The sequence below is a fragment of the Pseudomonas wadenswilerensis genome (genome assembly GCF_024749185.1).
Classification (GTDB): domain Bacteria; phylum Pseudomonadota; class Gammaproteobacteria; order Pseudomonadales; family Pseudomonadaceae; genus Aquipseudomonas; species Aquipseudomonas wadenswilerensis.
Window position 1 is genome coordinate 1,665,368 of sequence record NZ_CP087191.1, and the last position, 21,235, is coordinate 1,686,602.

Genomic DNA, 21,235 nt, shown 5'->3' on the forward strand with positions numbered 1-21,235 from the left:
TAATGGAGTGTTTATGGCAGTCAAGGTCCTGGTGGTGGATGATTCCGGTTTCTTCCGCCGCCGTGTCTCGGAAATTCTTTCAGCGGACCCGACTATCCAGGTCGTCGGTACCGCGACCAACGGCAAGGAAGCGATCGACCAAGCGCTGTCGCTCAAGCCCGATGTCATCACCATGGACTACGAAATGCCCATGATGGATGGCATCACCGCCGTGCGTCACATCATGCAGCGTTGCCCGACCCCGGTGCTGATGTTCTCCTCGCTGACTCACGAAGGCGCGCGCGTCACCCTCGATGCCCTGGATGCCGGTGCGGTCGATTACCTGCCGAAGAACTTCGAAGACATCTCGCGCAACCCGGAGAAGGTCAAGCAGTTGCTGTGCGAAAAGGTCCATACCATTTCCCGTAGCAACCGTCGTTTCAGTGCCTACGCAAGCCCGGCGCCAACCCCGGCTCCGGCGCCGGCCGCGCAGCCAAGCGTCAGCAGCCTGGGCAGCACGCCCGCGCCGCGCGCCGCAGCCCCGGTACGTACCAGCGCAGCGGCAGCCAGCACGTCGCCTGCGCCCAAGCGCAAGCCGTACAAGCTGGTCGCCATCGGCACTTCCACCGGCGGCCCGGTTGCCCTGCAGCGGGTCCTGACCCAGTTGCCGGCCAACTTTCCGGCGCCGATCGTGCTGATCCAGCACATGCCGGCGGCGTTCACCAAGGCTTTTGCCGAGCGCCTCGACAAACTGTGCAAGATCAGCGTCAAGGAAGCCGAAGACGGCGACATGCTGCGCCCGGGCCTGGCCCTGCTGGCCCCTGGCGGCAAGCAGATGATGGTCGACGGCCGCGGCACGGTGAAGATCCTGCCGGGCGATGAGCGCCTGAACTACAAGCCGTGCGTGGACATCACTTTCGGCTCGGCGGCCAAGTCCTATGGCGACAAGGTGCTCTCGGTGGTGCTCACCGGCATGGGCGCCGACGGTCGGGAAGGCGCACGCCTGCTCAAGCAGGGCGGCAGCACGGTGTGGGCCCAGGATGAAGCCAGCTGCGTGATCTACGGCATGCCCATGGCCATCGTCAAAGCCAACCTGGCCGACGCCGTCTACGGCCTGGACGAGATCGGCAAGCACCTGGTCGAGGCCTGCGTCTGATGGATGTCTTGAGCCTTATCGGGATCATCCTGGCGTTTGTCGCCATCGTCGGCGGCAACTACCTCGAGGGCGGTCACCTGTCGGCGCTGCTCAATGGCCCGGCGGCGCTGATCGTAATTGGCGGTACCCTGGCGGCAGCTTTGCTGCAGTCGCCCATGAGCGCCTTCAAGCGCGCGCTGCAGATCGTGCGCTGGATCCTCTTCCCGCCACGGATCGACCTGGCCGGCGGTATCGACCGGGTAGTCAACTGGTCGCTGACCGCGCGCAAGGAAGGCCTGCTGGGCCTTGAAGGGGTCGCCGATGCCGAGCCGGACCCGTATGCGCGCAAAGGCCTGCAGTTGCTGGTCGACGGCGCCGAACCCGAAGCCATCCGCAGCATCCTCGAGGTGGATTTCTACACCCAGGAAAGCCGTGATGTGCAGGCCGCCAAGGTGTTCGAGAGCATGGGCGGCTATGCGCCGACCATCGGTATCATCGGTGCGGTGATGGGCCTGATCCACGTGATGGGCAACCTGGCCGATCCGTCGCAATTGGGTAGCGGCATTGCCGTGGCGTTCGTCGCCACGATCTATGGCGTGGCCAGTGCCAACCTGATCCTGCTGCCGATCGCCAACAAGCTCAAAGCCCTGGCCCTGCGTCAATCGCGCTACCGGGAAATGCTCCTGGAAGGTTTGCTGTCGATCGCCGAGGGCGAAAACCCGCGCTCGATCGAGCTGAAGCTTCAGGGCTTCATGGAGTAACACATGGCGCGCCGTCGACAACCCGAAGAGCATGAAAACCACGAACGCTGGCTGGTGTCCTACGCCGACTTCATCACCTTGCTGTTCGCCTTCTTCGTGGTCATGTATTCGATCTCCTCGATCAACGAGGGCAAGTACAAGGTCATTTCCCAGGCCCTGATCGGCGTGTTCAACGACCCCGAGCGGAGCATGAAGCCGATCCCCATCGGCGACGAGCGCCCGCTCAGCGTCAAGCCGGCCGAGCCGTTGATCAAGGACAGTGAGCAGGTCGACGCAGGCCTGGCACAAACCAGCAGCGACCCGTTGAAGACCATCACCGATGACGTACGCGACGCCTTCGGCGACCTGATCAAGTCCGACCAGATGACCGTGCGCGGCAACGAACTGTGGGTCGAGATCGAACTCAATTCCTCGCTGTTGTTCGGCAGCGGCGACGCCATGCCTAGCGATGTGGCGTTCAACATCATCGAGAAGGTGGCCAATATCCTCAGGCCGTTCGCCAACCCGGTGCATGTCGAAGGCTTTACCGATGACCTGCCGATCCGCACGGCGCAGTACCCGACCAACTGGGAGCTGTCGTCGGCGCGGGCGGCGAGCATCGTCCGCCTGTTGGCGATGGAAGGGGTGAATCCGGCGCGCATGGCCTCGGTCGGCTATGGCGAGTTTCAGCCGATCGCCGGCAATGACACCGCTGAAGGTCGCGCGCGCAACCGACGGGTGGTGCTGGTGATCTCGCGCAACCTGGAAGTACGCCGCAGCCTGACCGGTACTGGCAGCGCCAATGCCACTCCGGATGCGGCCATGAAGCGGGCTGGCACACAAACTGCACCGGCTGCGGTAGCACCGACGGTGGGCGACAAACGCGTCAATTCCCCGTCACCGACCCTATAACCGATCCCGGCAGGGCAGGCTGCCGTACCGGGAGGAAGCAACGCAATGAGAGTCTGGGCAGTAGCCAATCAAAAAGGTGGAGTCGGCAAGACCACCACGTCCATCGCCCTGGCCGGCCTGCTGGCCGAGGCGGGCAAGCGCGTGGTTGTCGTCGACCTCGACCCGCACGGGTCGATGACCAGCTATTTCGGGCATAACCCCGATGCGCTGGAGCACAGCTGCTACGACCTGTTCCTGCACAAGGGCACGGTGCCCGAAGGCTTGCCCGGGCAGTTGCTGCTGCCGACCAGCGACGAGAAGATCTCGCTGTTGCCCTCGAGTACCGCCCTGGCCGTGCTCGAGCGCCAGTCGCCGGGCCAGAGTGGCCTGGGCCTGGTGATCGCCAAGTCTCTGGCGCAGCTGTGGCAGGATTTCGACTACGCCATCATCGACAGCCCGCCGTTGCTCGGCGTGCTGATGGTCAATGCCCTGGCGGCCAGCCAGCAGCTGGTGATCCCGGTGCAGACCGAGTACCTGGCGGTCAAGGGCCTGGAGCGCATGGTCAGCACCCTGGCGATGGTCAACCGCTCGCGCAAGCAGGCCTTGCCCTATCACATCGTGCCGACCCTGTTCGACCGCCGCACCCAGGCCTCCATGGGCACCTTGCGGGTGCTGCGCGACGCGTACCCCGAACATATCTGGCAAGGCTATATCCCGGTCGACACGCGCCTGCGTGATGCCAGCCGGGCCGGGCAGACGCCCTCGCAATTCGACGGCAAGAGCCGCGGCGTGGTGGCTTACCGGGCCTTGCTCAAGCACCTGCTGACGCAGAACCTTGCCTTGCAGGTGGCCTGATGAATCGCCCTCAACAGCTTGCCAGCCGGCCACAAATGGCCCTGCAGAGCTACCTCGATGGCTTGCTGCAGGAGGCCACCGAAGAACTCGATGAGGCAGTGCCGGTATCGGTCGAGCCGGACGAGTTCCAGGCGGCGGTACGTGAAGAGCAGGCCCGTGATGCCCAGGTCGCAGCCCAGGCGGTCGTGACGCCTGCGCCACTGCCGTTTGCCGAGCCGCCACGGTCGGTGTTGCCGCTGACCTTGCCGCCGGTGGTCGAGCCCGTGGTCGAAGTGCCTGAGCCTGAGCCTGAGCCTGCGGTCGAGGTCGCCCAGGTTGCGCCGATCGAGCCACTGGTGGATGTGCACCTGCCGCCGGCACCGAATCAACCGGTACCGCCGGCCACGATCGACGGCCGTCCGGCCTGGGCCGCCGAGCCGTTCGAATGCCTGTTGTTCGACGTCGCGGGGCTGACCCTGGCGGTACCGCTGGTGTGCCTTGGCTCGATCTACTCGTTGGCGGGCCACGAATTGACACCGTTGTTCGGCCAGCCTGACTGGTTCCTCGGCATCCTGCCGAGCCAGAGCGGCAACCTCAAGGTCCTGGACACCGCCCGCTGGGTCATGCCCGATCGTTACCGGGATGATTTTCGCCAGGGCTTGCAGTACGTGATTTCGGTCCAGGGCTACGAATGGGGCCTGGCGGTACATCAGGTCAGCCGTTCGCTGCGTCTGGACCCCAACGAAATCAAATGGCGCAGCCAGCGTGGCCAGCGGCCTTGGCTGGCTGGCACCGTTATCGAACACATGTGCGCGTTGCTCGACGTCGCCGAACTGGCCGAGTTGATCGCCAGCGGTGCGGTCAAGCAGCTGCACAGCACCCATAAATAATCGGCCGCATCTGCCGCGACCGCACTGAGCACTCCGCCGATGGCGGATTTTGAGGGATAGGGGAATGAAAAAATCGTCTGCACAAGGTTCCGAAGATCCGATCCTGCAGTGGGTGACCTTCAAGCTGGACAACGAGTCCTACGGCATCAACGTGATGCAGGTGCAGGAAGTCCTGCGCTACACCGAGATCGCCCCGGTCCCGGGTGCCCCGAGCTACGTGCTGGGCATCATCAACCTGCGCGGTAACGTGGTCACCGTGATCGACACCCGCCAGCGCTTCGGCCTGCTGTCGAGCGAGATCACCGACAATACCCGTATTGTCATCATCGAGGCCGACAAGCAAGTGGTCGGCATCCTGGTCGACAGCGTCGCTGAAGTGGTTTACCTGCGTCAGTCGGAAATCGAGACCGCGCCGAATGTCGGCAACGAGGAATCGGCCAAGTTCATCCAGGGCGTGTGCAACAAGAACAACGAACTGCTGATCCTGGTCGAGCTGGACAAGATGATGACCGAGGAAGAGTGGTCCGAGCTGGAGAACATCTGAGTTGATCCTCGAGGTTGCAGTCATATTTCTGGCGCTGCTGTGGGCGGTCAGCCTGTGGTTCTTCCTGAACTACAGCAAGCGCCAGCGTGAGCTGGCCGCGCAACAGGCCCAGGGCGATGCTGTGCGTGACCAGCGCATCAAGGACCTGGGCAAACGCCTGGACGACTACCAGAACGGCAGCGTGCGCATGGGTGAAGCCCTGCACGAGCTGCGGGCGGTGGTTGCGCCCTTGCCGGACAAGCTCCTGCAACTGGAACAGCGTGACCCCAACAGCCTGTCGTTCGCGCAAGCGGCGCGGCTGGTGGGCATGGGTGCCAGCGTTGATGAACTGACCCAGTCCTGCGGTTTGACCCAGGCTGAGGCGGAGTTGATGAGCAAGTTGCACCGCAGCTGAAATCAATCGCGGCCTGTGGGAGCCGGCCTTGCCGGCGATCGACCGCGCAGCGGTCGTGATCCAGTCACTGCCTGGTGTGCTGGCTATACCGGCCTCATCGCTGGCAAGCCAGCTCCCACAGGTTTTGCACAATCCCTTCAAGTCTTCCCATACAAGCGGGCTTGCCCCGCGATGCTTTCAGGTACCCGGCAATCTCAGGTCGGTGGGGGTGATATCGCGCTCCTGCGGCCCTTCATCGACAAACCCCACCGGCACCTTGCCCTTGAGCTGCCAGGCAAAGGCGATGATTTCGGCGATGGTCAGGTACAGGGCCTCGGGAATCTGATCGCCCAGTTCCATGCGCGCCAGCAGGCGCACCAGTTCGGCATTTTCATAGATCGGCACTTCGTGCTCGCGGGCAATCGCCAGGATTGCCTCGGCCAGCTCGTCGTCGCCCTTGGCGCTAAGGGTCGGGGCCTGCTGGCCGTCGTAGGTCAGGGCAATGGCCTGGCGTGGAGTCTTATCAATCATGCCTGTTCATCCACCCATCTTTGTTCCAGGTGCGTGCGCGGCCCCTGGGGCGGTGTGCCGTGATGGCAGTGCAGTTCGGTGACGTTCAGGCCCCGCGCCAGCAGGCGTTCGCGCAGGTGGCCGAGCTGGCTTTCGATCAATTGTGCGGTGCTCGGCAGTTCGGCCCAGAGCTGGCTGGACAGGCTGCCCTGGCTGATCTGCGCCTGTACCTGCAGCGGCCCCAGCGGATGCAGGTCGAAGGACAGCTCGATGCGCCAGAGCATTTCCAGCGGGTCGCGGCGTTCGCGCTCCGGGTCGCTTTGCTGCTCCGGGGTTTCTTCGCGTTGCAGTTTCATCTGTAGCGGCATGAAGTCCTGGCCGGTGCGCAGCGGGATCTCCAGTTGCCAGGTGGTCTGCAGGTTGCCATCGGCGGTGGTGCCGGTCTGTTCCAGGCTTGCCAGCTGATGGCTTTGCAGGCGCGATATGGCCGCAGCGGCCAGGCGCAGCAAATGCTCAAGGTCACCTTCGCCGTCCTGGCTCTGCAGCAGGCGCGAGGGCAGGGGAAAGCCACCGGGATGTGGCCGCGGGCTGACCTGGCCGAGCATGCCCAGGGCATTGCGGACCATGCCGGGCATGACCTGGGCCAGGGTGCTGGCGGCGGCAGCCGGGTTGAACGTGGCGTTGCCGGGTAGCCCCGGCAGCAGTTGCGCCACCAGGCGCACCACTTGGGCTTTAAGGTCGGGTGCAAGCGCAGCGGGCAGCCCGGCCAGCAGCTTGGCCTCAAGAAACACGCCGCTGTTGCTCAAGGCCTGTGCCAGGCCCTTGGGGTCGCTGAGCTGGCGGATGTCCGGCAGGCTGGCCAGCAGCTTGTCTACCGTGGCGCGCACTTCGCCCGTTTGGCTATTGTCGTTGCGCAATTGTTGCAGGGTCGCGAGCAAGCCTTGCAGGGACGCCTGGCGGCTCTGCTGGGTGCTTAGCTGCTGGGTAATCGCCAGTTGCTCCTGGCGCCCGCTGAGCGGTACGAAGCTCAGCGATTGATCACTTTGCACCCGAGCGCTGAGCAGGCTGCCCACCGGCAGCGGGCGCGGGCTGTCGATGGCCAGGGTGGCGCCGGCCTGAGGGCCGCCGAGCAAGGTCACCAGCGAGCGGAACTGGGCCAGTTGACCGGGGTTCTGAGGGAGCGCCTGGCTGGTTACGACCTTGCCTTGCAGCAGGGTGCCAACAGGCAGTTCGCGGGTGTCGATGCGGGTCAGGGTGGCCACGCTGCTGGCGATGGCCTGCTGCACGGTGATGGTCAGGTTGGCGCTGCTGCTCTGGCTCACCGCCAGTTGGCTGCCCTGGGCCAGGGGCAGGGTGCTGCTGGCCTGGATGTTGGTCTGCTTGCCGTTGTCCTGGGTCAGCTTGAGCAGCATCTGGAAGTCCTGGCCGACCTGGCGCAGGGCCAATACCTCGGCCTTGGCGGTTTCGCCCGGGGCCAGCAAGGCCTGTTGCGGTTGCAGCAGGCGCAGCAGCTCACCGGTCATCGCCGAGCGCAGCTGCGGGTTGGCCGGAATCTGTGCAGCAAGGTTGTTGATTTCGCCTGTCATCCGCTCGCAACCTGTTGAAATAGCCCTCTTTGCAGTAGGACATCACATGTATAATGCCGCCCGATCTTTGGCGATCAGCGCGGCCGGGCCACATCGTCGTTGCCAGTATAACGGCAAGGCCGGGACCGACTTGAGACAGGCATCCCAAGCATAAGGCGAAACCGTGACCCCTCATCTCCAAGCCGTGGGCCTGGCCTGCGAGCGCGACTGGCGAATGCTCTTCGAAAACCTCGAATTGCACCTGGGCGCAGGCGACATGCTGCAGATCAGCGGCCCCAACGGCAGCGGCAAAACCAGCCTGCTGCGCTTGATGGCCGGCCTCATGAGCCCGACCGCCGGGCAGATTCTCCTCAGCGGCAAGCCTTTGGCTGAACAACGCAACGAACTGGCGCGCATCCTCTTGTGGATCGGTCACGCGGCCGGCATCAAGGATGTCCTCAGCCCCGAAGAGAACCTCGCCTGGCTCTGCGCCCTGCATCGCCCGGCCGCGCCGGCGGCAATCCGCACGGCCCTGGAAGCGGTCGGCCTGCGCGGTTTCGAAGACGTCCCCTGCCATACCCTGTCGGCCGGCCAGCAACGCCGCGTGGCCCTGGCCCGACTGTACCTGGACAGCCCGCCGCTGTGGATTCTCGACGAACCCTTCACTGCCCTCGACAAGCAGGGCGTGGCCCAGCTCGAAGCGCACCTGGCCGCCCATTGCGAGCAGGGCGGCATGGTTGTGCTGACCACCCACCACACGCTGGAACGCAAGCCGTCCGGTTACCGTGAACTGAACCTGGGGCAGTGGGCCGCATGAGTGTGTTTGTACTGTTGTTGCGTCGTGAAGCGCGTCTGCTGTGCCGACGTCCGGCCGAGCTTGCCAATCCGTTGGTGTTCTTCGCCATCGTCGTCGCCCTGTTCCCGTTGGCGGTCGGTCCGGAGACTCAATTGTTGCAAACCTTGTCTCCGGGACTGGTCTGGGTCGCCGCGCTTTTATCGGTTCTGCTCTCGCTGGACGGGCTTTTCCGCAGTGATTTCGAGGATGGGTCGCTGGAGCAGTGGGTCCTTTCGTCGCACCCCCTGCCTCTTCTGGTGCTGGCAAAAGTACTGGCACACTGGGCCTTTTCCGGCCTGGCACTGGTATTGTTGGCACCCTTGCTGGCACTGATGCTAGGTTTGCCTGCGGCGTGCCTGCCGGTACTGCTGGCATCGCTTTTGCTCGGTACCCCGGTACTGAGCCTGTTGGGCGCTGTGGGTGCAGCCCTGACAGTCGGCTTGAAACGTGGCGGCCTGCTGCTGGCGCTACTTATTTTGCCGTTATATATCCCGGTATTGATCCTGGGCAGTGGCGCCTTGCAGGCGGCATTGCAAGCTATGCCGGCGACCGGTTATCTGCTCTGGCTTGGCAGCCTGACCGCCCTGGCAGTAACTCTGGCACCCTTTGCAATAGCGGCTGGCCTGAAGATCAGCGTCGGCGAATAATGAGGTCTGGGCCCTGCCCAGCAAAGACCCTGGATGTACCGTGATGAAAAGCAGCGCAATCAGCTGGACGTGGTTTCACAAACTGGGTTCACCCAAATGGTTCTATTCCATCAGCGGGCGGATGCTGCCGTGGCTGGCGATTGCCGCCATCCTGCTGATCGGCATCGGCGTGGTCTGGGGCCTGGCCTTCGCGCCCCAGGACTACCAGCAAGGTAACAGCTTCAGGATCATCTACATCCACGTGCCGGCGGCGATGCTCGCCCAGTCCTGCTATGTGATGCTGGCGGTCGCCGGAGTGGTGGGCCTGGTGTGGAAGATGAAAATCGCCGACGTCGCCCTGCAGTGCGCGGCGCCCATCGGTGCCTGGATGACCGCCGTAGCGCTGGTCACCGGCGCCATCTGGGGCAAGCCGACCTGGGGCAGCTGGTGGGTCTGGGATGCACGACTGACGTCGATGCTGATCCTGCTTTTTCTGTACTTCGGTCTCATTGCCCTGAGCCATGCAATCAGCAATCGTGAGAGCGCGGCCAAGGCCTGCGCGGTGCTGGCCATCGTTGGGGTGATCAACATCCCGATCATCAAGTATTCGGTGGAGTGGTGGAACACCCTGCACCAGGGCGCCACCTTCACCCTCACCGAAAAACCGGCGATGCCTGCCGAGATGTGGCTGCCGCTGCTGCTGACGGTACTGGGCTTCTACTGCTTCTTCGGCGCCGTGCTGTTGCTGCGCATGCGCCTTGAAGTGCTCAAGCGCGAGGCGCGCGCCAGCTGGGTCAAGGAGGAGGTATTGAACAGCCTGGGTCGGGAGATGGCACGATGAGCTTTACCTCCTTCAGTGATTTTCTCGCCATGGGCCATCACGGCCTGTACGTCTGGTCGGCCTACGGCATCTGCCTGCTGGTGCTGGCCTTCAACGTCGCCGCGCCCGTGCGCGCCAAGCGCCGTTACCTGCAAGAACAGGCGCGCCGTCTGCGCCGGGAGAACAAACCGTGAATCCGCAGCGTAAAAAGCGTCTGTTCATCATCCTCGGCCTGCTGGCCGGGATTGGCATTGCCGTGGGCCTGGCCCTGAGCGCCCTGCAGCAGAACATCAACCTGTTCTATACCCCGACCCAGATCGCCAATGGCGAAGCGCCGCTGGACACCCGCATCCGCGCTGGCGGCATGGTCGAGAAAGGCTCGCTGCAACGCTCCGGTGACTCGCTGGACGTGCGCTTTGTGGTCACCGACTTCAGCAAGTCGGTGCCTATCACCTACCGCGGCATCCTCCCGGACCTGTTCCGCGAAGGGCAGGGTATCGTCGCCCTGGGCAAGCTCAATGCCGAAGGCGTGGTGGTGGCCGATGAAGTGCTGGCCAAGCACGACGAGAAATACATGCCGCCGGAAGTCACCAAAGCCCTCAAGGAAAGCGGCCAGGCCGCCACCGATGCTGGAGCCAAGCCATGAATGCGGCACTGATCATTCCTGAACTGGGCCAGCTGGCGATGATCCTGGCGATCTGTTTCGCTTGCGTCCAGGCCACCATCCCGCTGCTCGGCGCCTGGCGCGGCGACAGCCTGTGGATGAGCCTGGCGCGCCCGGCAGCCTGGGGCCAGTTCGCCTTTTTGGCGTTCGCCTTCGCCTGCCTGACCCACGCCTTCATGACCGACAACTTCTCGGTCGCCTATGTCGCCAACAACTCCAACAGTGCCTTGCCCTGGTACTTCAAGTTCAGCGCCGTGTGGGGCGCCCACGAAGGCTCGCTGCTGCTCTGGGCGATGATCCTCGGCGGCTGGACCTTTGCCGTGTCGATCTTCTCCCGGCAATTGCCGCAGGTGATGCTGGCGCGGGTGCTGGCGGTGATGGGCATGATCAGCGTCGGCTTCCTGTCGTTCCTGATCATCACCTCCAACCCGTTCAAACGCCTGCTGCCGCAGGTGCCAAGCGACGGCGCCGACCTCAACCCGCTGCTCCAGGACATCGGCCTGATCGTCCATCCGCCGATGCTGTACATGGGCTACGTGGGCTTTTCGGTAGCCTTTGCCTTCGCCATTGCCGCCTTGCTCGGCGGCCGCCTGGACGCCGCCTGGGCCCGCTGGTCGCGGCCGTGGACCATCGTCGCCTGGGCCTTCCTGGGTATCGGTATCACCCTCGGTTCCTGGTGGGCTTACTACGAGTTGGGCTGGGGTGGTTGGTGGTTCTGGGACCCGGTCGAAAACGCCTCGTTCATGCCCTGGCTGGTGGGCACCGCGCTGATTCACTCGCTGGCGGTCACCGAGAAGCGCGGCGTGTTCAAAAGCTGGACGGTATTGCTGGCGATCGCCGCGTTCTCCCTGAGCCTGCTGGGGACCTTCCTGGTCCGTTCCGGGGTACTGACCTCGGTGCATGCCTTCGCCTCCGACCCCGAGCGCGGCATCTTCATCCTGATTTTCCTGTTGTTCGTGGTCGGTGGTTCGCTGACCCTGTTTGCCCTGCGTGCACCGGTGGTCAAGAGCCAGGTCGGCTTTGCCCTGTGGTCGCGGGAAACCCTGCTGCTGGCCAACAACCTGGTGCTGGTGGTGGCGGCTTCGATGATCCTCCTGGGCACCCTGTACCCGTTGATCCTCGACGCCCTGACCGGTGCCAAGCTGTCGGTCGGCCCGCCGTACTTCGATGCACTGTTCATTCCGTTGATGGCAGTGCTGATGGTGGTGATGGCGGTGGGCGTGATCGTGCGCTGGAAAGACACCCCGAGCCAATGGCTGCTGGGCATGCTCACCCCGGTGCTGATCGCCAGCGCCGTGCTGGCGCCGATCGGCGGCTTTCTGGTCGACGATTTCGACTGGCAGGTGCTGACCACCTTCGCCCTGGCCGCGTGGGTCATCCTCGCCGGTGCCCGCGACATCCTCGACAAGACCCGCCACAAAGGCCTGTTCAAGGGCCTGCGCGGCCTGAGCCGCAGCTACTGGGGCATGCAGGTGGCGCACCTGGGCCTGGCGGTGTGCGCCCTGGGCGTGGTGCTGTCGAGCAACAACAGCGCCGAACGCGACCTGCGCCTGGCACCGGGCGAGTCGGTGGAACTGGCCGGCTACCAGTTCATCTTCGAAGGCGCCAAGCACTTCGAAGGGCCGAACTTCACTTCCGACAAGGGCACCGTGCGAGTGGTCGAGAATGGCCGCGAGATCAGCGTCCTGCACCCGGAAAAACGCCTGTACACCGTGCAGCAGTCGATGATGACAGAAGCCGGTATCGATGCCGGTTTCACCCGTGACCTCTATGTTGCCCTCGGTGAGCCACTGGATAACGGCGCCTGGGCGGTGCGGGTGCACGTCAAGCCGTTCGTGCGCTGGATCTGGCTGGGTGGTTTGCTGACCGGCCTGGGCGGCTTGCTGGCAGCACTGGATGGTCGTTATCGCGTCAAGGTGAAAACCCGCGTGCGTGAGGCACTGGGCATGTCTGGAGCAACTGCATGAAGCGTTGGATCATGGTGCTGCCGCTGGCGGTGTTTCTGCTGGTGGCGGTGTTTCTCTATCGCGGCCTGTTCCTCGACCCGAGCGAACTGCCCTCGGCGATGATCGGCAAGCCGTTCCCGGCCTTTGCCCTGGCGTCGGTAGACGGCAAACCGCTGACCGAGGCCGACCTGCTCGGCAAGCCGGCGCTGGTCAACGTCTGGGCCACCTGGTGCCCGTCGTGCAAGATCGAGCATCCGTACCTGAACAAGCTGGCCGAGCAGGGCGTGGTGATCCACGGGGTCAACTACAAGGACGACAACGCCGCCGCACTGAAATGGCTGGCCGAGTTCCACAACCCGTACCAGCTGGATATCCGTGACGAGCAGGGCAGCCTGGGCCTGGACCTGGGGGTGTACGGCGCGCCGGAAACCTTCCTGATCGACGCCAAGGGCATCATCCGCTACAAGCACGTAGGCGTGGTCGACGCCACCGTCTGGCGCGAGCAACTGGCGACGCAGTACCAGAGCCTGGTCGATGAGGCCAAGCCATGAAGCGCTGGCTGGCAGCCGCCGTACTCGGCCTGAGCCTGGCCGGGGTGACCCAGGCGGCAATCGACACCTACCAGTTTGCCGATGAGGCGGAACGCGAGCGTTATCACGAGTTGACCAAGGAACTGCGCTGCCCCAAGTGCCAGAACCAGGACATCGCCGACTCCAATGCGCCGATCGCCGCCGACCTGCGTCGGGAGATCTTCCGCATGCTCGGCGAAGGCAAGAGCAACCAGCAGATCGTCGATTTCATGGTTGATCGCTACGGTGACTTCGTCCGCTACAAGCCCGCCCTGAGTGCTCGTACCTGGCTGCTGTGGTTCGGCCCGGGCGTGTTGCTGCTGGGCGGCTTTACCGTGCTTGCGCTGATTGTGCGCAAGCGCCGTGGCCAGGCAGCTGCAGGCAGCGCCGACCTTTCCCCCGAGGAGCGTGAGCGCCTCGCCAAATTGCTGGACAAAGAACAGACCCATGACTGATTTCTGGCTTGCTGCAGGCCTGCTGTTGCTGGTGGCCCTGAGCTTTTTGCTGATCCCGGTGTTGCGCAGCCGTCGTGCGCAACAGGAAGAAGACCGCACCGCCCTCAACGTTGCCCTGTACCAGGAACGCGTTGCCGAGCTGGCTGCCCAGCAGGCCGCCGGGGTGCTCGATGCCGAGCAGTTCGGCAAAGGCCGCGATGAGGCCGCGCGCGAGCTGCTGGCCGATACCGAGGGCGTCGAACCGCAGCGCCTGGGTCGCCTGGGCAAACCCTTGCCGCTGCTGGCGGCGGTGCTGGTGCCGTTGATGGGCCTGGGCCTGTACCTGCATTTCGGTGCCAGCGAGCAGGTCGAGCTGACCCAGCAATTTGCCAAGGCGCCGCAGTCCATGGAAGAAATGACCCGCCGCCTGGAGCTGGCGGTGCAGGCCCAGCCGGACTCGGCCGAAGGCCTGTACTTCCTCGGTCGTGCCTACATGGCCCAGGAGCGTCCTGCCGATGCCGCCAAAGTCTTCGAGCGCGCCGTGGCGGTTGCCGGGCGTGAGCCGGAGCTGCTCGGACAGTGGGCCCAGGCGTTGTACTTTGCCAACAACAAGCAGTGGAACGCCCAGACCCAGGCCCTGACCGACGAAGCGCTCAAGGCCGACGCGAACGAAGTCACCAGCCTCGGCCTGCTCGGCATCGCTGCGTTTGAGTCCGAGCACTACCAGCAAGCCATCGACTACTGGAACCGCCTGCTGGTACAACTGCCTGAAGGCGACGCCTCGCGGGCAGCGTTGCAGGGCGGTATCGAACGCGCCAGCGAAAAGCTCAAGGCTGGCGAGGGCAAGGCCGCACCGGCAGTTGCCGAGCAGGGCACGGCACGCCTGAAGGTACGGGTGGAACTGGCAGCGGCGCTCAAGGACAAGGTCAAGCCTGACGACACCGTGTTCATCTTCGCCCGTGCAAGTTCCGGCCCGCCGATGCCACTGGCGGCCAAGCGGGTTACCGTGGCGCAGCTGCCGATCGAAGTGGAGTTGAGCGACAGCGATGCGATGATGCCGAACATGAAACTGTCGAGCTTCCCTGAAGTCCAACTGGTTGCGCGCATCTCTCGCGCTGGCCAGCCGACCCAGGGCGAATGGGTTGGCAAGGGTGCTCCGCTGGCCAGCAGCACTACCGCCGCGCAACACCTGACCATCGACAGCCCGGACCAGTAAGAGACCGACTATGAACAGCATCGCACGCCTGACCCTTCTCTCCCTGGTTGTGGGCTTGAGTGCATGTACCGTTCATCAGCCCTCCGAACCCACCGCGCCGCCGATCGAGACCCTGCCGCCTGGCCCGAGCACCAAGCCTGCGCCCAAGCCGGGCGCGGTGCCGAGCAAACCGGCCGTCACCCCGGTGCCCAAGCCGGTACAGCGCACCTCACCGAGCTTTGCACCACCGCCCGGTGGTGCCAGCCACTGGGACCCGCGCCTGGGTGTGTACGTGCTCGACGGCAAGCCCAACACCTTCTACCGCCAGCGCACCTACTACCGCTGGAACAACGGCTGGAGCTGGTCGACCAACCTCAACGGTCCCTGGCAGGAAACCGACAGCAGTGGCGTGCCGGGCGGTCTGGGTCGGGCTTTCGCCCAGTAGCCTGAAGTCCGCATAATGCCCCCTCGCGAATAGCCCGGGAGCTTGGCATGACACAGACGGTACTGGTGCTGGTAGAAACGGTCGACGCCTACCTGCCCCTGTTGGAGAGCAACGGTTTTCGCCTGATCCGCGCGCAGACCCCGGCTTTGCGTGCCGAGGCCATTGCCCGTCATGGCAGCGAGATCGATGCGGTACTGACCCGCGGTCCGCTGGGCCTGTGCGCCGATGAAATTGCTGCCTTGCCCGCCTTGAAAATCATCTGCGTGATCGGCGCCGGTTACGAGCAGGTCGATCTGGCGGCCGCCGCTGCGCAGGGTATCACCGTGACCAACGGCGCTGGCGCCAATGCCAAGGCGGTGGCTGACCATGCCATGGCCTTGCTGTTGGCGGTTGTGCGCGATATTCCCCGTGCCGATGCCTCGACCCGCCGTGGCGAGTGGAACCGGGTGATCAGCCCGTCGGTCAGCGGCAAGCGCCTGGGTATTCTCGGCCTTGGCGCGGTCGGCCTGGCGATTGCCAAACGTGCGGCGCAGGGCTTCGATATGCAGGTGAGCTATCACAACCGCAACCCGCGTACCGATGTGGTCTATCACTACTGCGACAGCCCCTTGGCATTAGCCCGTGAATCGGACTTTCTGATCGTCGCTACCCCGGGTGGTGCCAATACCCGCCAGCTGATCGACAGGCCGGTGCTTGAAGCCCTGGGCGCAGAGGGTTTTCTGGTCAACATCGCCCGGGCCAGCGTGGTTAGCACCACTGATCTGGTCGAGGCCTTGGCAAACGGGGTGATAGCCGGTGCGGCGCTGGATGTGTTCGATGAAGAACCGGCAGTGCCCGTCACCCTGAAGGCCTTGCCCAATGTGGTGCTGACGCCGCATGTCGCCGGTCAGTCGCCGGAGGCCGCGCGCGACACGGTGCAACTGGTGCTGAAGAACCTGCAGGCATTCTTTGCCGGCGAGCCGGTGCTGACCCCGGTCACCGGCTGACAGCTGCTAGACTTGCCGGCTACCTCTCCCAGCAAGGAGCCTTGACCATGTCCCTGGAAAAACACGGCAGCTGCCTGTGCGGTGCCGTCAAACTCAGCGTCAGCCTGGAGAAAGCCAGCGTCAACGCCTGCCATTGCAGCATGTGCCGGCAGTGGGGCGGCGGGCCGTTCCTGTCGGTGCATTGCGCTGAGCCGGTGCAGTTCACCCGCGGCCAGCCGGTGTTCCATGACTCATCCGACTGGGCCCAGCGCGGTTTCTGTGGCACCTGTGGCACGCACCTGTTGTACCGGCTGAAATCCGGCAATTTCGATGCGGTGTCGGTCGGCGTGCTGGAGGGCGATACCGACTGGATCTTCGATCTGCAGGTGTATATAGACAAGAAACCGGAGTATTACTGTCTGGCCAGAGGCACACCGACAATGACTGCAGCTGAAGTCGAGGCGCTGTTCAGCTAAGCGCCAGTAACCATGCCTCGAACACTTGCGCCGCCGGCGAGCGCAGGGCCTGTTTGTCGTGCACCAGGTAGTCGGCCTGGCCGGTGTGCACGACAAACGCCGACACCTGGCGGATCAAGCCGTTGTCGATCCGCTCGCGGGCCATGAACTCCCAGCCCAGCCCCACGCCCATCCCCTGCATCACCGCATCGAACACCAGGTTGACCTGGTTGAAGGTCACCGCATTGGCCGGCGCCTGGTAGCGCAAGCCCTGGTGGCCGAACCAGTCCTGCCAGTCCAGGCAGTTCCAGGCCGAGGCGTCCAGTTGGATCAACGGCAATGCCTGCAGCTCGCTCAGTGAATGCACCGCGGGCAGGGCACGTTTGACGCTGGCAATGGGGTAGATGGCCTCATCGAACAACTTGCTGGCCTTGAGTGAACTCCAGTGGCCATGGCCATAGAGGATGCCGAAGTCGTAGTTGCCGATATCGCTCTCGCTGATTTCGTTGCTGGCGTGAATGTTCACCGTCAGCTCCGGGTGCTGCTCGTTGAAGCGCAGCAGGCGCGGGAACAACCAGTACTGGGCCACCGCATGGGTGCAGATGACGCTGACATTACGGCTGCCGTGGCCGCTTTTCAGGCGCAGCACATTGTTCAACAGGCTTTCCAGCATGGGTTCGACAATGGCGTTGAAGCCTTCACCGGCTGTCGTCAGGGCGATACCCCGGGCGCGGCGCTCGAACAGGATCGCGCCGAGGTGCTCTTCCAGCACCTTGATCTGTTTGCTCACTGCGCTCTGGGTCAGGTACAGCTCGCTGGCGGCGCGGGTGAAGCTGCCGGTGCGGACCACCGCTTCGAAGGCAATCAGGGTGTCCAGCGGCGGCAAGTGACGGCTGAAGCGGCTCATGCTTAGGGTCCAGTCTGGGGAATGCCTCAATCATAAGGTCGATGCTTTCGGCATGAAAGGTATTCCCTGTGGGAATGTCTGCATGCCAAATCATCTTTTGTCGGAACGGCGCCCTGGCGTTAGCCTGCGCACTTCTTTGAACAGGAGCAGGCAAGTGAAACGGGGTGTGGCTTACGCCGGTGTAGCCGGTGCGATGTGGGGGCTGGTGCTGATGGTGCCGCAGCTGTTGCCGGAGTTCAGCCCGGTGCTGCTCAGTTGTGCGCGCTTTGTCCTGTTCGGCCTGGTGACCCTGGTACTGGCGATTCCCATGCGCACGGCCCTGGGCCGCTTGACCCTGAGCGACCTGTGGATGATCGGGCGCCTGGCCCTGATCGGCAATCTGCTGTATTTCATCTGCCTGGTGGCGGCAATCCAGCGCCTGGGCGTGGCGCCGGCGTCGTTGATCGTCGGCGTGCTGCCGTTGACCATCACCCTGTACGGTCGTCACGACAGTGGCGGGGTGACGCTGCGGCAATTACTCCTGCCGCTGGGCCTGATTCTCGCCGGCATGCTGTGCATCAACCTGCAGACTTTTGCGGTCGAACCCGGTGCACTGGCCGACAAGCTTGCCGGTGTGCTCTATGCCCTCGGCGCGCTGGCCTGCTGGACCTGGTACGCGGTGCACAACAGCCGCTACCTCAAGCAGTGTGGGCATTTCGACAGCCACCAGTGGTCGGTGCTCAGCGGGGTGATGACCGGGGTGTTGAGCCTGGTACTGGTGCTGGTGCTTGCCTTGTGGCAGCCAACCCAGTTGCAGGTCGAGGCGGCGCCTGAGCGCTGGACGCTGTTCTGGCTGTACAGCCTGGGTTGCGCGGTGTTCGGCTCGTGGCTGGCGGCGTTGTTGTGGAATGCCGCGTCCAAGCGCATGCCGTTGACCCTGAGCGGCCAGTTGATTGTCTTCGAGACCCTGTTTGCCTTGCTCTATGCCTTCATCTGGCGCCAGAGCGGCCCGAGCCTGCTGGAAGGTCTGGCGATTGTCCTGGTGATCGGCGGTGTGTGCTGGTCGATGCGCCAGCATGAGCCGGGCAGGGCGCCAGCGACAGCCTGAGGCATGTGTGGGGGCGGGCTTGCCCTGCGATACCATGATGGTCATGGGCCTTGCAAAACCCTGCCAACCCTGCGAAAACGCTGCCCACTAAAGGCATATCCCGCTTCAACGAGGTCAAGCATGAGCAGCGAACTGCAAATCATCGATATCCAGCCAGGCGATGGCAAGGCCGTGGTCAAGGGCGCGCTGATCACTACCCATTACACCGGCTGGCTCGCCGACGGCAGCGAATTCGATTCTTCCCACAGCCGCGGCAAACCGTTCCAGTGCGTGATCGGCACCGGCCGGGTGATCAAGGGCTGGGACCAGGGCCTGATGGGCATGCAGGTCGGCGGCAAGCGCAAGCTGCTGGTGCCGGCGCATCTGGCTTACGGCGAACGCAGCATGGGCAAGATCCCGCCCAATGCCGACCTGACCTTCGAGATCGAACTGCTCGAAGTCCTTACCCGCGACGATTGAGCGCCGTCCGTCTTAATTCAGCAACATCACCACGCTACAGTGGCTCTGGCTCAGGGCCGAGCGCTCAGGGATCGAACCAAAAGGCATTCTTGTACTCTGAAGCATGCCCGATTCCACGGATGGAACATCAGACAGGGATTCCCCCGCGGCTTCGGCCGCGGGGGCACAGGCGGGTCAGCCTCAACCCTTTTTGCTGTGAAGAGCCCTATGAAGTTGCCGTCCCTGTTCAAGCGTCACCGTCACGCTGCGTTGTCCCTTGCCCTGCTTGCCGGAGTCGGCCTGCTGGCCGTCGAGGCGGTGGAAAGCCGCGCCGAACCGATGGACGGTGTACAGACCCTGGTGTTCCTGCGCCACGCCGAAAAGCCCGGCGAAGGCCTTGGGCAACTCAATTGCCAGGGACTCAACCGGGCGCTGGACCTGGCCACGCTGCTGCCAGAGAAATTCGGCAAGGCCGATTATGTGTTTGCCGCCAACCCCTCCCGGCACGTCGAAGAGGGCAGCAAGGACGACGCCTACAGCTACATCCGCCCGTTGATGACCATCAGCCCGAGCGCCATCAAGCTTGGCCTGCCGGTGAACATCGACTTCGGCGCCAACGACACCGGCGAGCTGGCCGACGAGCTGCTGCAGGATAAATACCGCAACGCCACCGTCTATACCGCCTGGTCCCACGGCTACCTGCCGGAACTGATCAACACCGTGGCCGGCAAGGCCCTGGGTGAAAAACGGGTGATCACCGACGATTGGGATGGCGAGGATTTCGACTCGATGTATGTGCTGACCCTCACCTGGCACGATGGCAAGGCCAGCCTGCTCAGCCGCAATTACAAGCAGGGCCTGAACAACGGCGAGCACACCTGCCCGAGCTGATGCTCAGTTCAATGCTTCGAACTGCCCCTTGGCCTCGCGCCATTCAAACACCTTGCCCAGGCAATAGCTGTTGGTTTCCAGCAGCACCTGGGTACTGCCGCCTTCGAGACGTACCTTGACGCTGTCGATACCCTGGCTGTAGCAACCGGGCAGGCCTACGTCGAGGGTTTGCACGCGTTTGCCGCTGGCCTTGTCCATGACCTCGATGGTCTTCACCCGGTCGTGGTCGTCGGCCAGCGGAATCTGGAAATAGAAGCGCTCGGTAGATGCCGCCTGGGGTAACGACGGGGTGCCCGCCGGCCAGACCTGCTGATGACCGAAGTCAGCCACCAGGCGCAACTCCAGGGGTAGCTGCCTGGCATTGGCGTAGGCCGTCCAAGTGCCGAGCATGGGCTTCGAGGCGCCGTTGTCGTCGGGGTTGTAGAACCTCAGGCGAGCCGTGGGCAGACCGCTGCTGTCCAGTTCATCCATGGATAACTGGCGGCCATTGTTGACCGAGCGCTTGAGGCGGATCGGCGTGCGGTAGCGATCATAGAAGTAGAACCCATGCTTGTAGTCATTGGTTTTCTCGATCACCAAGGTGATCGCCTGCTTGCCCAGGGAGCCCTGATAAACAGACTGGTAGGCCTGAGTGCCGAGGCTCAGGCCAAGCAACCCGGCGGCCAGCAGGCATTTGCCCAAGGTGTTCATCGGTTGGGCTCCCTGGCTTGCTGCTCGGTCTTGAGCTCGTAGCGATTGCTCGCCGGTTGGTAGACGTAGTACTGCGGGTCTTGTCCGGCAGCACCGCCGCTGGCCAGCTGCCCGACCGGGGTGGCTTTGAAATCGATCACCCCATCACCGTTGAAGTCGGCAAAGCTCAGGCTGGCGCTGCCCTGGAAGAACAGCGCCAGGTTGTCGATGACCTGCACCGGCTGGCCGCTGGTGCGATCGAGGATAGTGATGCGGTCGACGGTGCCGACATACTCGCCTGCGGCCTTGTGCGCGTGCACGCGAAACAGCCTGCGCCCGTCCAGCGGAAGTTGCAGCAGTTCGCCCTGCCAGGAGGCGTCCCGGCGGTCACTGAAACGCGTAACGCGCTTGAGCTCCAGCGCTTGTCGCTCGCGGTTGCGCAGGTTCACCCGGGTTCCGCGCAGTTCGCGGTCGTGGCTAAAGGCGAAAGGCTGAATCAGCAGCGCGGCGGATGGCAGGTCCGGGTTATCCAGGAGATTGATCAGCAGCGGCAAGCGATGGTCGTAGGGCGTGCGTTCAAGCGGGATCAGCCACTGGCGCTGCGCCTCCAGCCAGTACCCCTCGACGGTCTGGTGCTGGGCGTCGTAGGTCAGGGCGACTTCCACGGCGGTATCGCCCTGGGTGCCTTGGTAGACACTGACGGGAAGGGCCGCTTCAACAGTGGCGCAGGGCAACAGGGTTGCCAGGCTGAGCGAGAGCAGCAGCCTTGGGAGGGGGATCATTTGAGCTGGGCGTCCATGCGAAAAAACAGCGCAAGGCTAGCAAACC

At 63.9% G+C, this 21,235-nt stretch carries 27 protein-coding genes; 22 read left to right on the top strand and 5 right to left on the bottom strand.

Annotated elements, in window-relative coordinates:
• Positions 1–13: 13 nt before the first annotated feature.
• The 7 genes from LOY45_RS07720 (at position 14) to LOY45_RS07750 (ending at position 5,407) form a co-directional block, all read left to right on the top strand.
• Positions 14–1,135, top strand: a complete 1,122-nt coding sequence (locus tag LOY45_RS07720; protein ID WP_115088064.1) for a protein-glutamate methylesterase/protein-glutamine glutaminase — start codon at positions 14–16, stop codon at positions 1,133–1,135.
• Complete coding sequence (locus LOY45_RS07725) at positions 1,135–1,875, top strand: flagellar motor protein (protein ID WP_115088063.1); 741 nt, start codon at positions 1,135–1,137, stop codon at positions 1,873–1,875. The genes LOY45_RS07720 and LOY45_RS07725 overlap by 1 nt, the downstream gene beginning before the upstream one ends.
• A gap of 3 nt (positions 1,876–1,878) precedes the next feature.
• Positions 1,879–2,766, top strand: coding sequence for a flagellar motor protein MotD (gene motD, locus LOY45_RS07730; RefSeq protein ID WP_115088062.1), 888 nt, complete (start codon positions 1,879–1,881; stop codon positions 2,764–2,766).
• Positions 2,767–2,811: 45 nt separating this feature from the next.
• Positions 2,812–3,600: a ParA family protein gene (locus LOY45_RS07735; RefSeq protein WP_010225035.1), complete on the top strand. Its 789-nt coding sequence runs from the start codon at positions 2,812–2,814 to the stop codon at positions 3,598–3,600.
• The gene (locus LOY45_RS07740) at positions 3,600–4,469 is read left to right on the top strand and encodes a CheW domain-containing protein (protein WP_115088061.1); all 870 of its coding nucleotides are present in this window, start codon (positions 3,600–3,602) and stop codon (positions 4,467–4,469) included. Before LOY45_RS07735 ends, LOY45_RS07740 begins: the two co-directional genes overlap by 1 nt.
• A gap of 64 nt (positions 4,470–4,533) precedes the next feature.
• Positions 4,534–5,013 carry a chemotaxis protein CheW gene (locus LOY45_RS07745; protein WP_010225041.1) on the top strand — a complete coding sequence of 160 codons (480 nt, stop codon included), beginning with the start codon at positions 4,534–4,536 and terminating at the stop codon, positions 5,011–5,013.
• A 1-nt stretch (position 5,014) separates the two neighbouring features.
• Positions 5,015–5,407, top strand: a complete 393-nt coding sequence (locus LOY45_RS07750; protein ID WP_010225042.1) for a DUF2802 domain-containing protein — start codon at positions 5,015–5,017, stop codon at positions 5,405–5,407.
• Positions 5,408–5,584: 177 nt separating this feature from the next.
• Here LOY45_RS07750 and LOY45_RS07755 read toward each other — a convergent pair whose 3' ends face one another.
• Both LOY45_RS07755 and fliK read right to left on the bottom strand, forming a co-directional pair.
• The gene (locus LOY45_RS07755) at positions 5,585–5,917 is read right to left on the bottom strand and encodes an EscU/YscU/HrcU family type III secretion system export apparatus switch protein (RefSeq protein ID WP_233673977.1); all 333 of its coding nucleotides are present in this window, start codon (positions 5,915–5,917) and stop codon (positions 5,585–5,587) included.
• The gene (fliK, locus tag LOY45_RS07760) at positions 5,914–7,482 is read right to left on the bottom strand and encodes a flagellar hook-length control protein FliK (protein ID WP_258578926.1); all 1,569 of its coding nucleotides are present in this window, start codon (positions 7,480–7,482) and stop codon (positions 5,914–5,916) included. The genes LOY45_RS07755 and fliK overlap by 4 nt, the downstream gene beginning before the upstream one ends.
• A gap of 163 nt (positions 7,483–7,645) precedes the next feature.
• Between fliK and ccmA the strand changes: the two genes are divergently transcribed.
• Genes ccmA through LOY45_RS07820 form a run of 12 tightly spaced genes read left to right on the top strand, consistent with a single transcriptional unit; the run spans position 7,646 to position 16,436 of the window.
• On the top strand, positions 7,646–8,278 hold the full coding sequence (ccmA, locus tag LOY45_RS07765; RefSeq protein WP_115088058.1) for a cytochrome c biogenesis heme-transporting ATPase CcmA: 633 nt from the start codon (positions 7,646–7,648) through the stop codon (positions 8,276–8,278).
• Complete coding sequence (ccmB, locus tag LOY45_RS07770) at positions 8,275–8,943, top strand: heme exporter protein CcmB (RefSeq protein ID WP_026001415.1); 669 nt, start codon at positions 8,275–8,277, stop codon at positions 8,941–8,943. The genes ccmA and ccmB overlap by 4 nt, the downstream gene beginning before the upstream one ends.
• Before the next feature lie 43 nt (positions 8,944–8,986).
• Complete coding sequence (locus tag LOY45_RS07775; RefSeq protein WP_038996353.1) at positions 8,987–9,763, top strand: heme ABC transporter permease; 777 nt, start codon at positions 8,987–8,989, stop codon at positions 9,761–9,763.
• Positions 9,760–9,936 carry a heme exporter protein CcmD gene (gene ccmD / locus LOY45_RS07780; protein ID WP_115088057.1) on the top strand — a complete coding sequence of 59 codons (177 nt, stop codon included), beginning with the start codon at positions 9,760–9,762 and terminating at the stop codon, positions 9,934–9,936. The genes LOY45_RS07775 and ccmD overlap by 4 nt, the downstream gene beginning before the upstream one ends.
• On the top strand, positions 9,933–10,388 hold the full coding sequence (ccmE, locus tag LOY45_RS07785) for a cytochrome c maturation protein CcmE (protein WP_115088056.1): 456 nt from the start codon (positions 9,933–9,935) through the stop codon (positions 10,386–10,388). Before ccmD ends, ccmE begins: the two co-directional genes overlap by 4 nt.
• Positions 10,389–10,399: 11 nt before the next feature.
• Positions 10,400–12,373 (top strand): heme lyase CcmF/NrfE family subunit, encoded by a 1,974-nt coding sequence (locus LOY45_RS07790; RefSeq protein ID WP_177414889.1) that lies wholly within the window; start codon positions 10,400–10,402, stop codon positions 12,371–12,373.
• The gene (locus LOY45_RS07795) at positions 12,370–12,903 is read left to right on the top strand and encodes a DsbE family thiol:disulfide interchange protein (protein ID WP_258578927.1); all 534 of its coding nucleotides are present in this window, start codon (positions 12,370–12,372) and stop codon (positions 12,901–12,903) included. The genes LOY45_RS07790 and LOY45_RS07795 overlap by 4 nt, the downstream gene beginning before the upstream one ends.
• Positions 12,900–13,376: a cytochrome c-type biogenesis protein gene (locus tag LOY45_RS07800; protein ID WP_115088053.1), complete on the top strand. Its 477-nt coding sequence runs from the start codon at positions 12,900–12,902 to the stop codon at positions 13,374–13,376. The genes LOY45_RS07795 and LOY45_RS07800 overlap by 4 nt, the downstream gene beginning before the upstream one ends.
• Entirely contained in the window at positions 13,369–14,571 is a 1,203-nt protein-coding gene (ccmI, locus tag LOY45_RS07805; RefSeq protein WP_115088052.1) for a c-type cytochrome biogenesis protein CcmI, read from the top strand. The genes LOY45_RS07800 and ccmI overlap by 8 nt, the downstream gene beginning before the upstream one ends.
• Before the next feature lie 10 nt (positions 14,572–14,581).
• Positions 14,582–14,995, top strand: a complete 414-nt coding sequence (locus LOY45_RS07810) for a hypothetical protein (protein WP_010225056.1) — start codon at positions 14,582–14,584, stop codon at positions 14,993–14,995.
• Positions 14,996–15,042: 47 nt separating this feature from the next.
• Entirely contained in the window at positions 15,043–15,981 is a 939-nt protein-coding gene (locus LOY45_RS07815; protein WP_258578928.1) for a 2-hydroxyacid dehydrogenase, read from the top strand.
• Between the two features lie 47 nt (positions 15,982–16,028).
• Positions 16,029–16,436, top strand: a complete 408-nt coding sequence (locus tag LOY45_RS07820; protein ID WP_115088050.1) for a GFA family protein — start codon at positions 16,029–16,031, stop codon at positions 16,434–16,436.
• Here the strand turns inward: LOY45_RS07820 and LOY45_RS07825 are convergent.
• Positions 16,429–17,322, bottom strand: coding sequence for a LysR substrate-binding domain-containing protein (locus tag LOY45_RS07825; protein ID WP_115088049.1), 894 nt, complete (start codon positions 17,320–17,322; stop codon positions 16,429–16,431). The genes LOY45_RS07820 and LOY45_RS07825 overlap by 8 nt on opposite strands.
• A 154-nt stretch (positions 17,323–17,476) precedes the next feature.
• Between LOY45_RS07825 and LOY45_RS07830 the strand changes: the two genes are divergently transcribed.
• From LOY45_RS07830 to LOY45_RS07840, 3 genes are all read left to right on the top strand, one after another.
• A complete protein-coding gene (locus tag LOY45_RS07830; protein ID WP_115088048.1) occupies positions 17,477–18,409 on the top strand; it encodes a DMT family transporter in 933 nt (310 codons plus the stop codon).
• Between the two features lie 120 nt (positions 18,410–18,529).
• Positions 18,530–18,868: an FKBP-type peptidyl-prolyl cis-trans isomerase gene (locus LOY45_RS07835; RefSeq protein WP_115088047.1), complete on the top strand. Its 339-nt coding sequence runs from the start codon at positions 18,530–18,532 to the stop codon at positions 18,866–18,868.
• A gap of 207 nt (positions 18,869–19,075) precedes the next feature.
• Complete coding sequence (locus LOY45_RS07840) at positions 19,076–19,738, top strand: histidine phosphatase family protein (RefSeq protein ID WP_115088046.1); 663 nt, start codon at positions 19,076–19,078, stop codon at positions 19,736–19,738.
• A 3-nt stretch (positions 19,739–19,741) separates the two neighbouring features.
• Here LOY45_RS07840 and LOY45_RS07845 read toward each other — a convergent pair whose 3' ends face one another.
• Both LOY45_RS07845 and LOY45_RS07850 read right to left on the bottom strand, forming a co-directional pair.
• Positions 19,742–20,428, bottom strand: a complete 687-nt coding sequence (locus tag LOY45_RS07845; RefSeq protein ID WP_115088045.1) for a hypothetical protein — start codon at positions 20,426–20,428, stop codon at positions 19,742–19,744.
• Positions 20,425–21,189 (bottom strand): hypothetical protein, encoded by a 765-nt coding sequence (locus LOY45_RS07850; protein ID WP_258578929.1) that lies wholly within the window; start codon positions 21,187–21,189, stop codon positions 20,425–20,427. The genes LOY45_RS07845 and LOY45_RS07850 overlap by 4 nt, the downstream gene beginning before the upstream one ends.
• Positions 21,190–21,235: the final 46 nt, after the last annotated feature.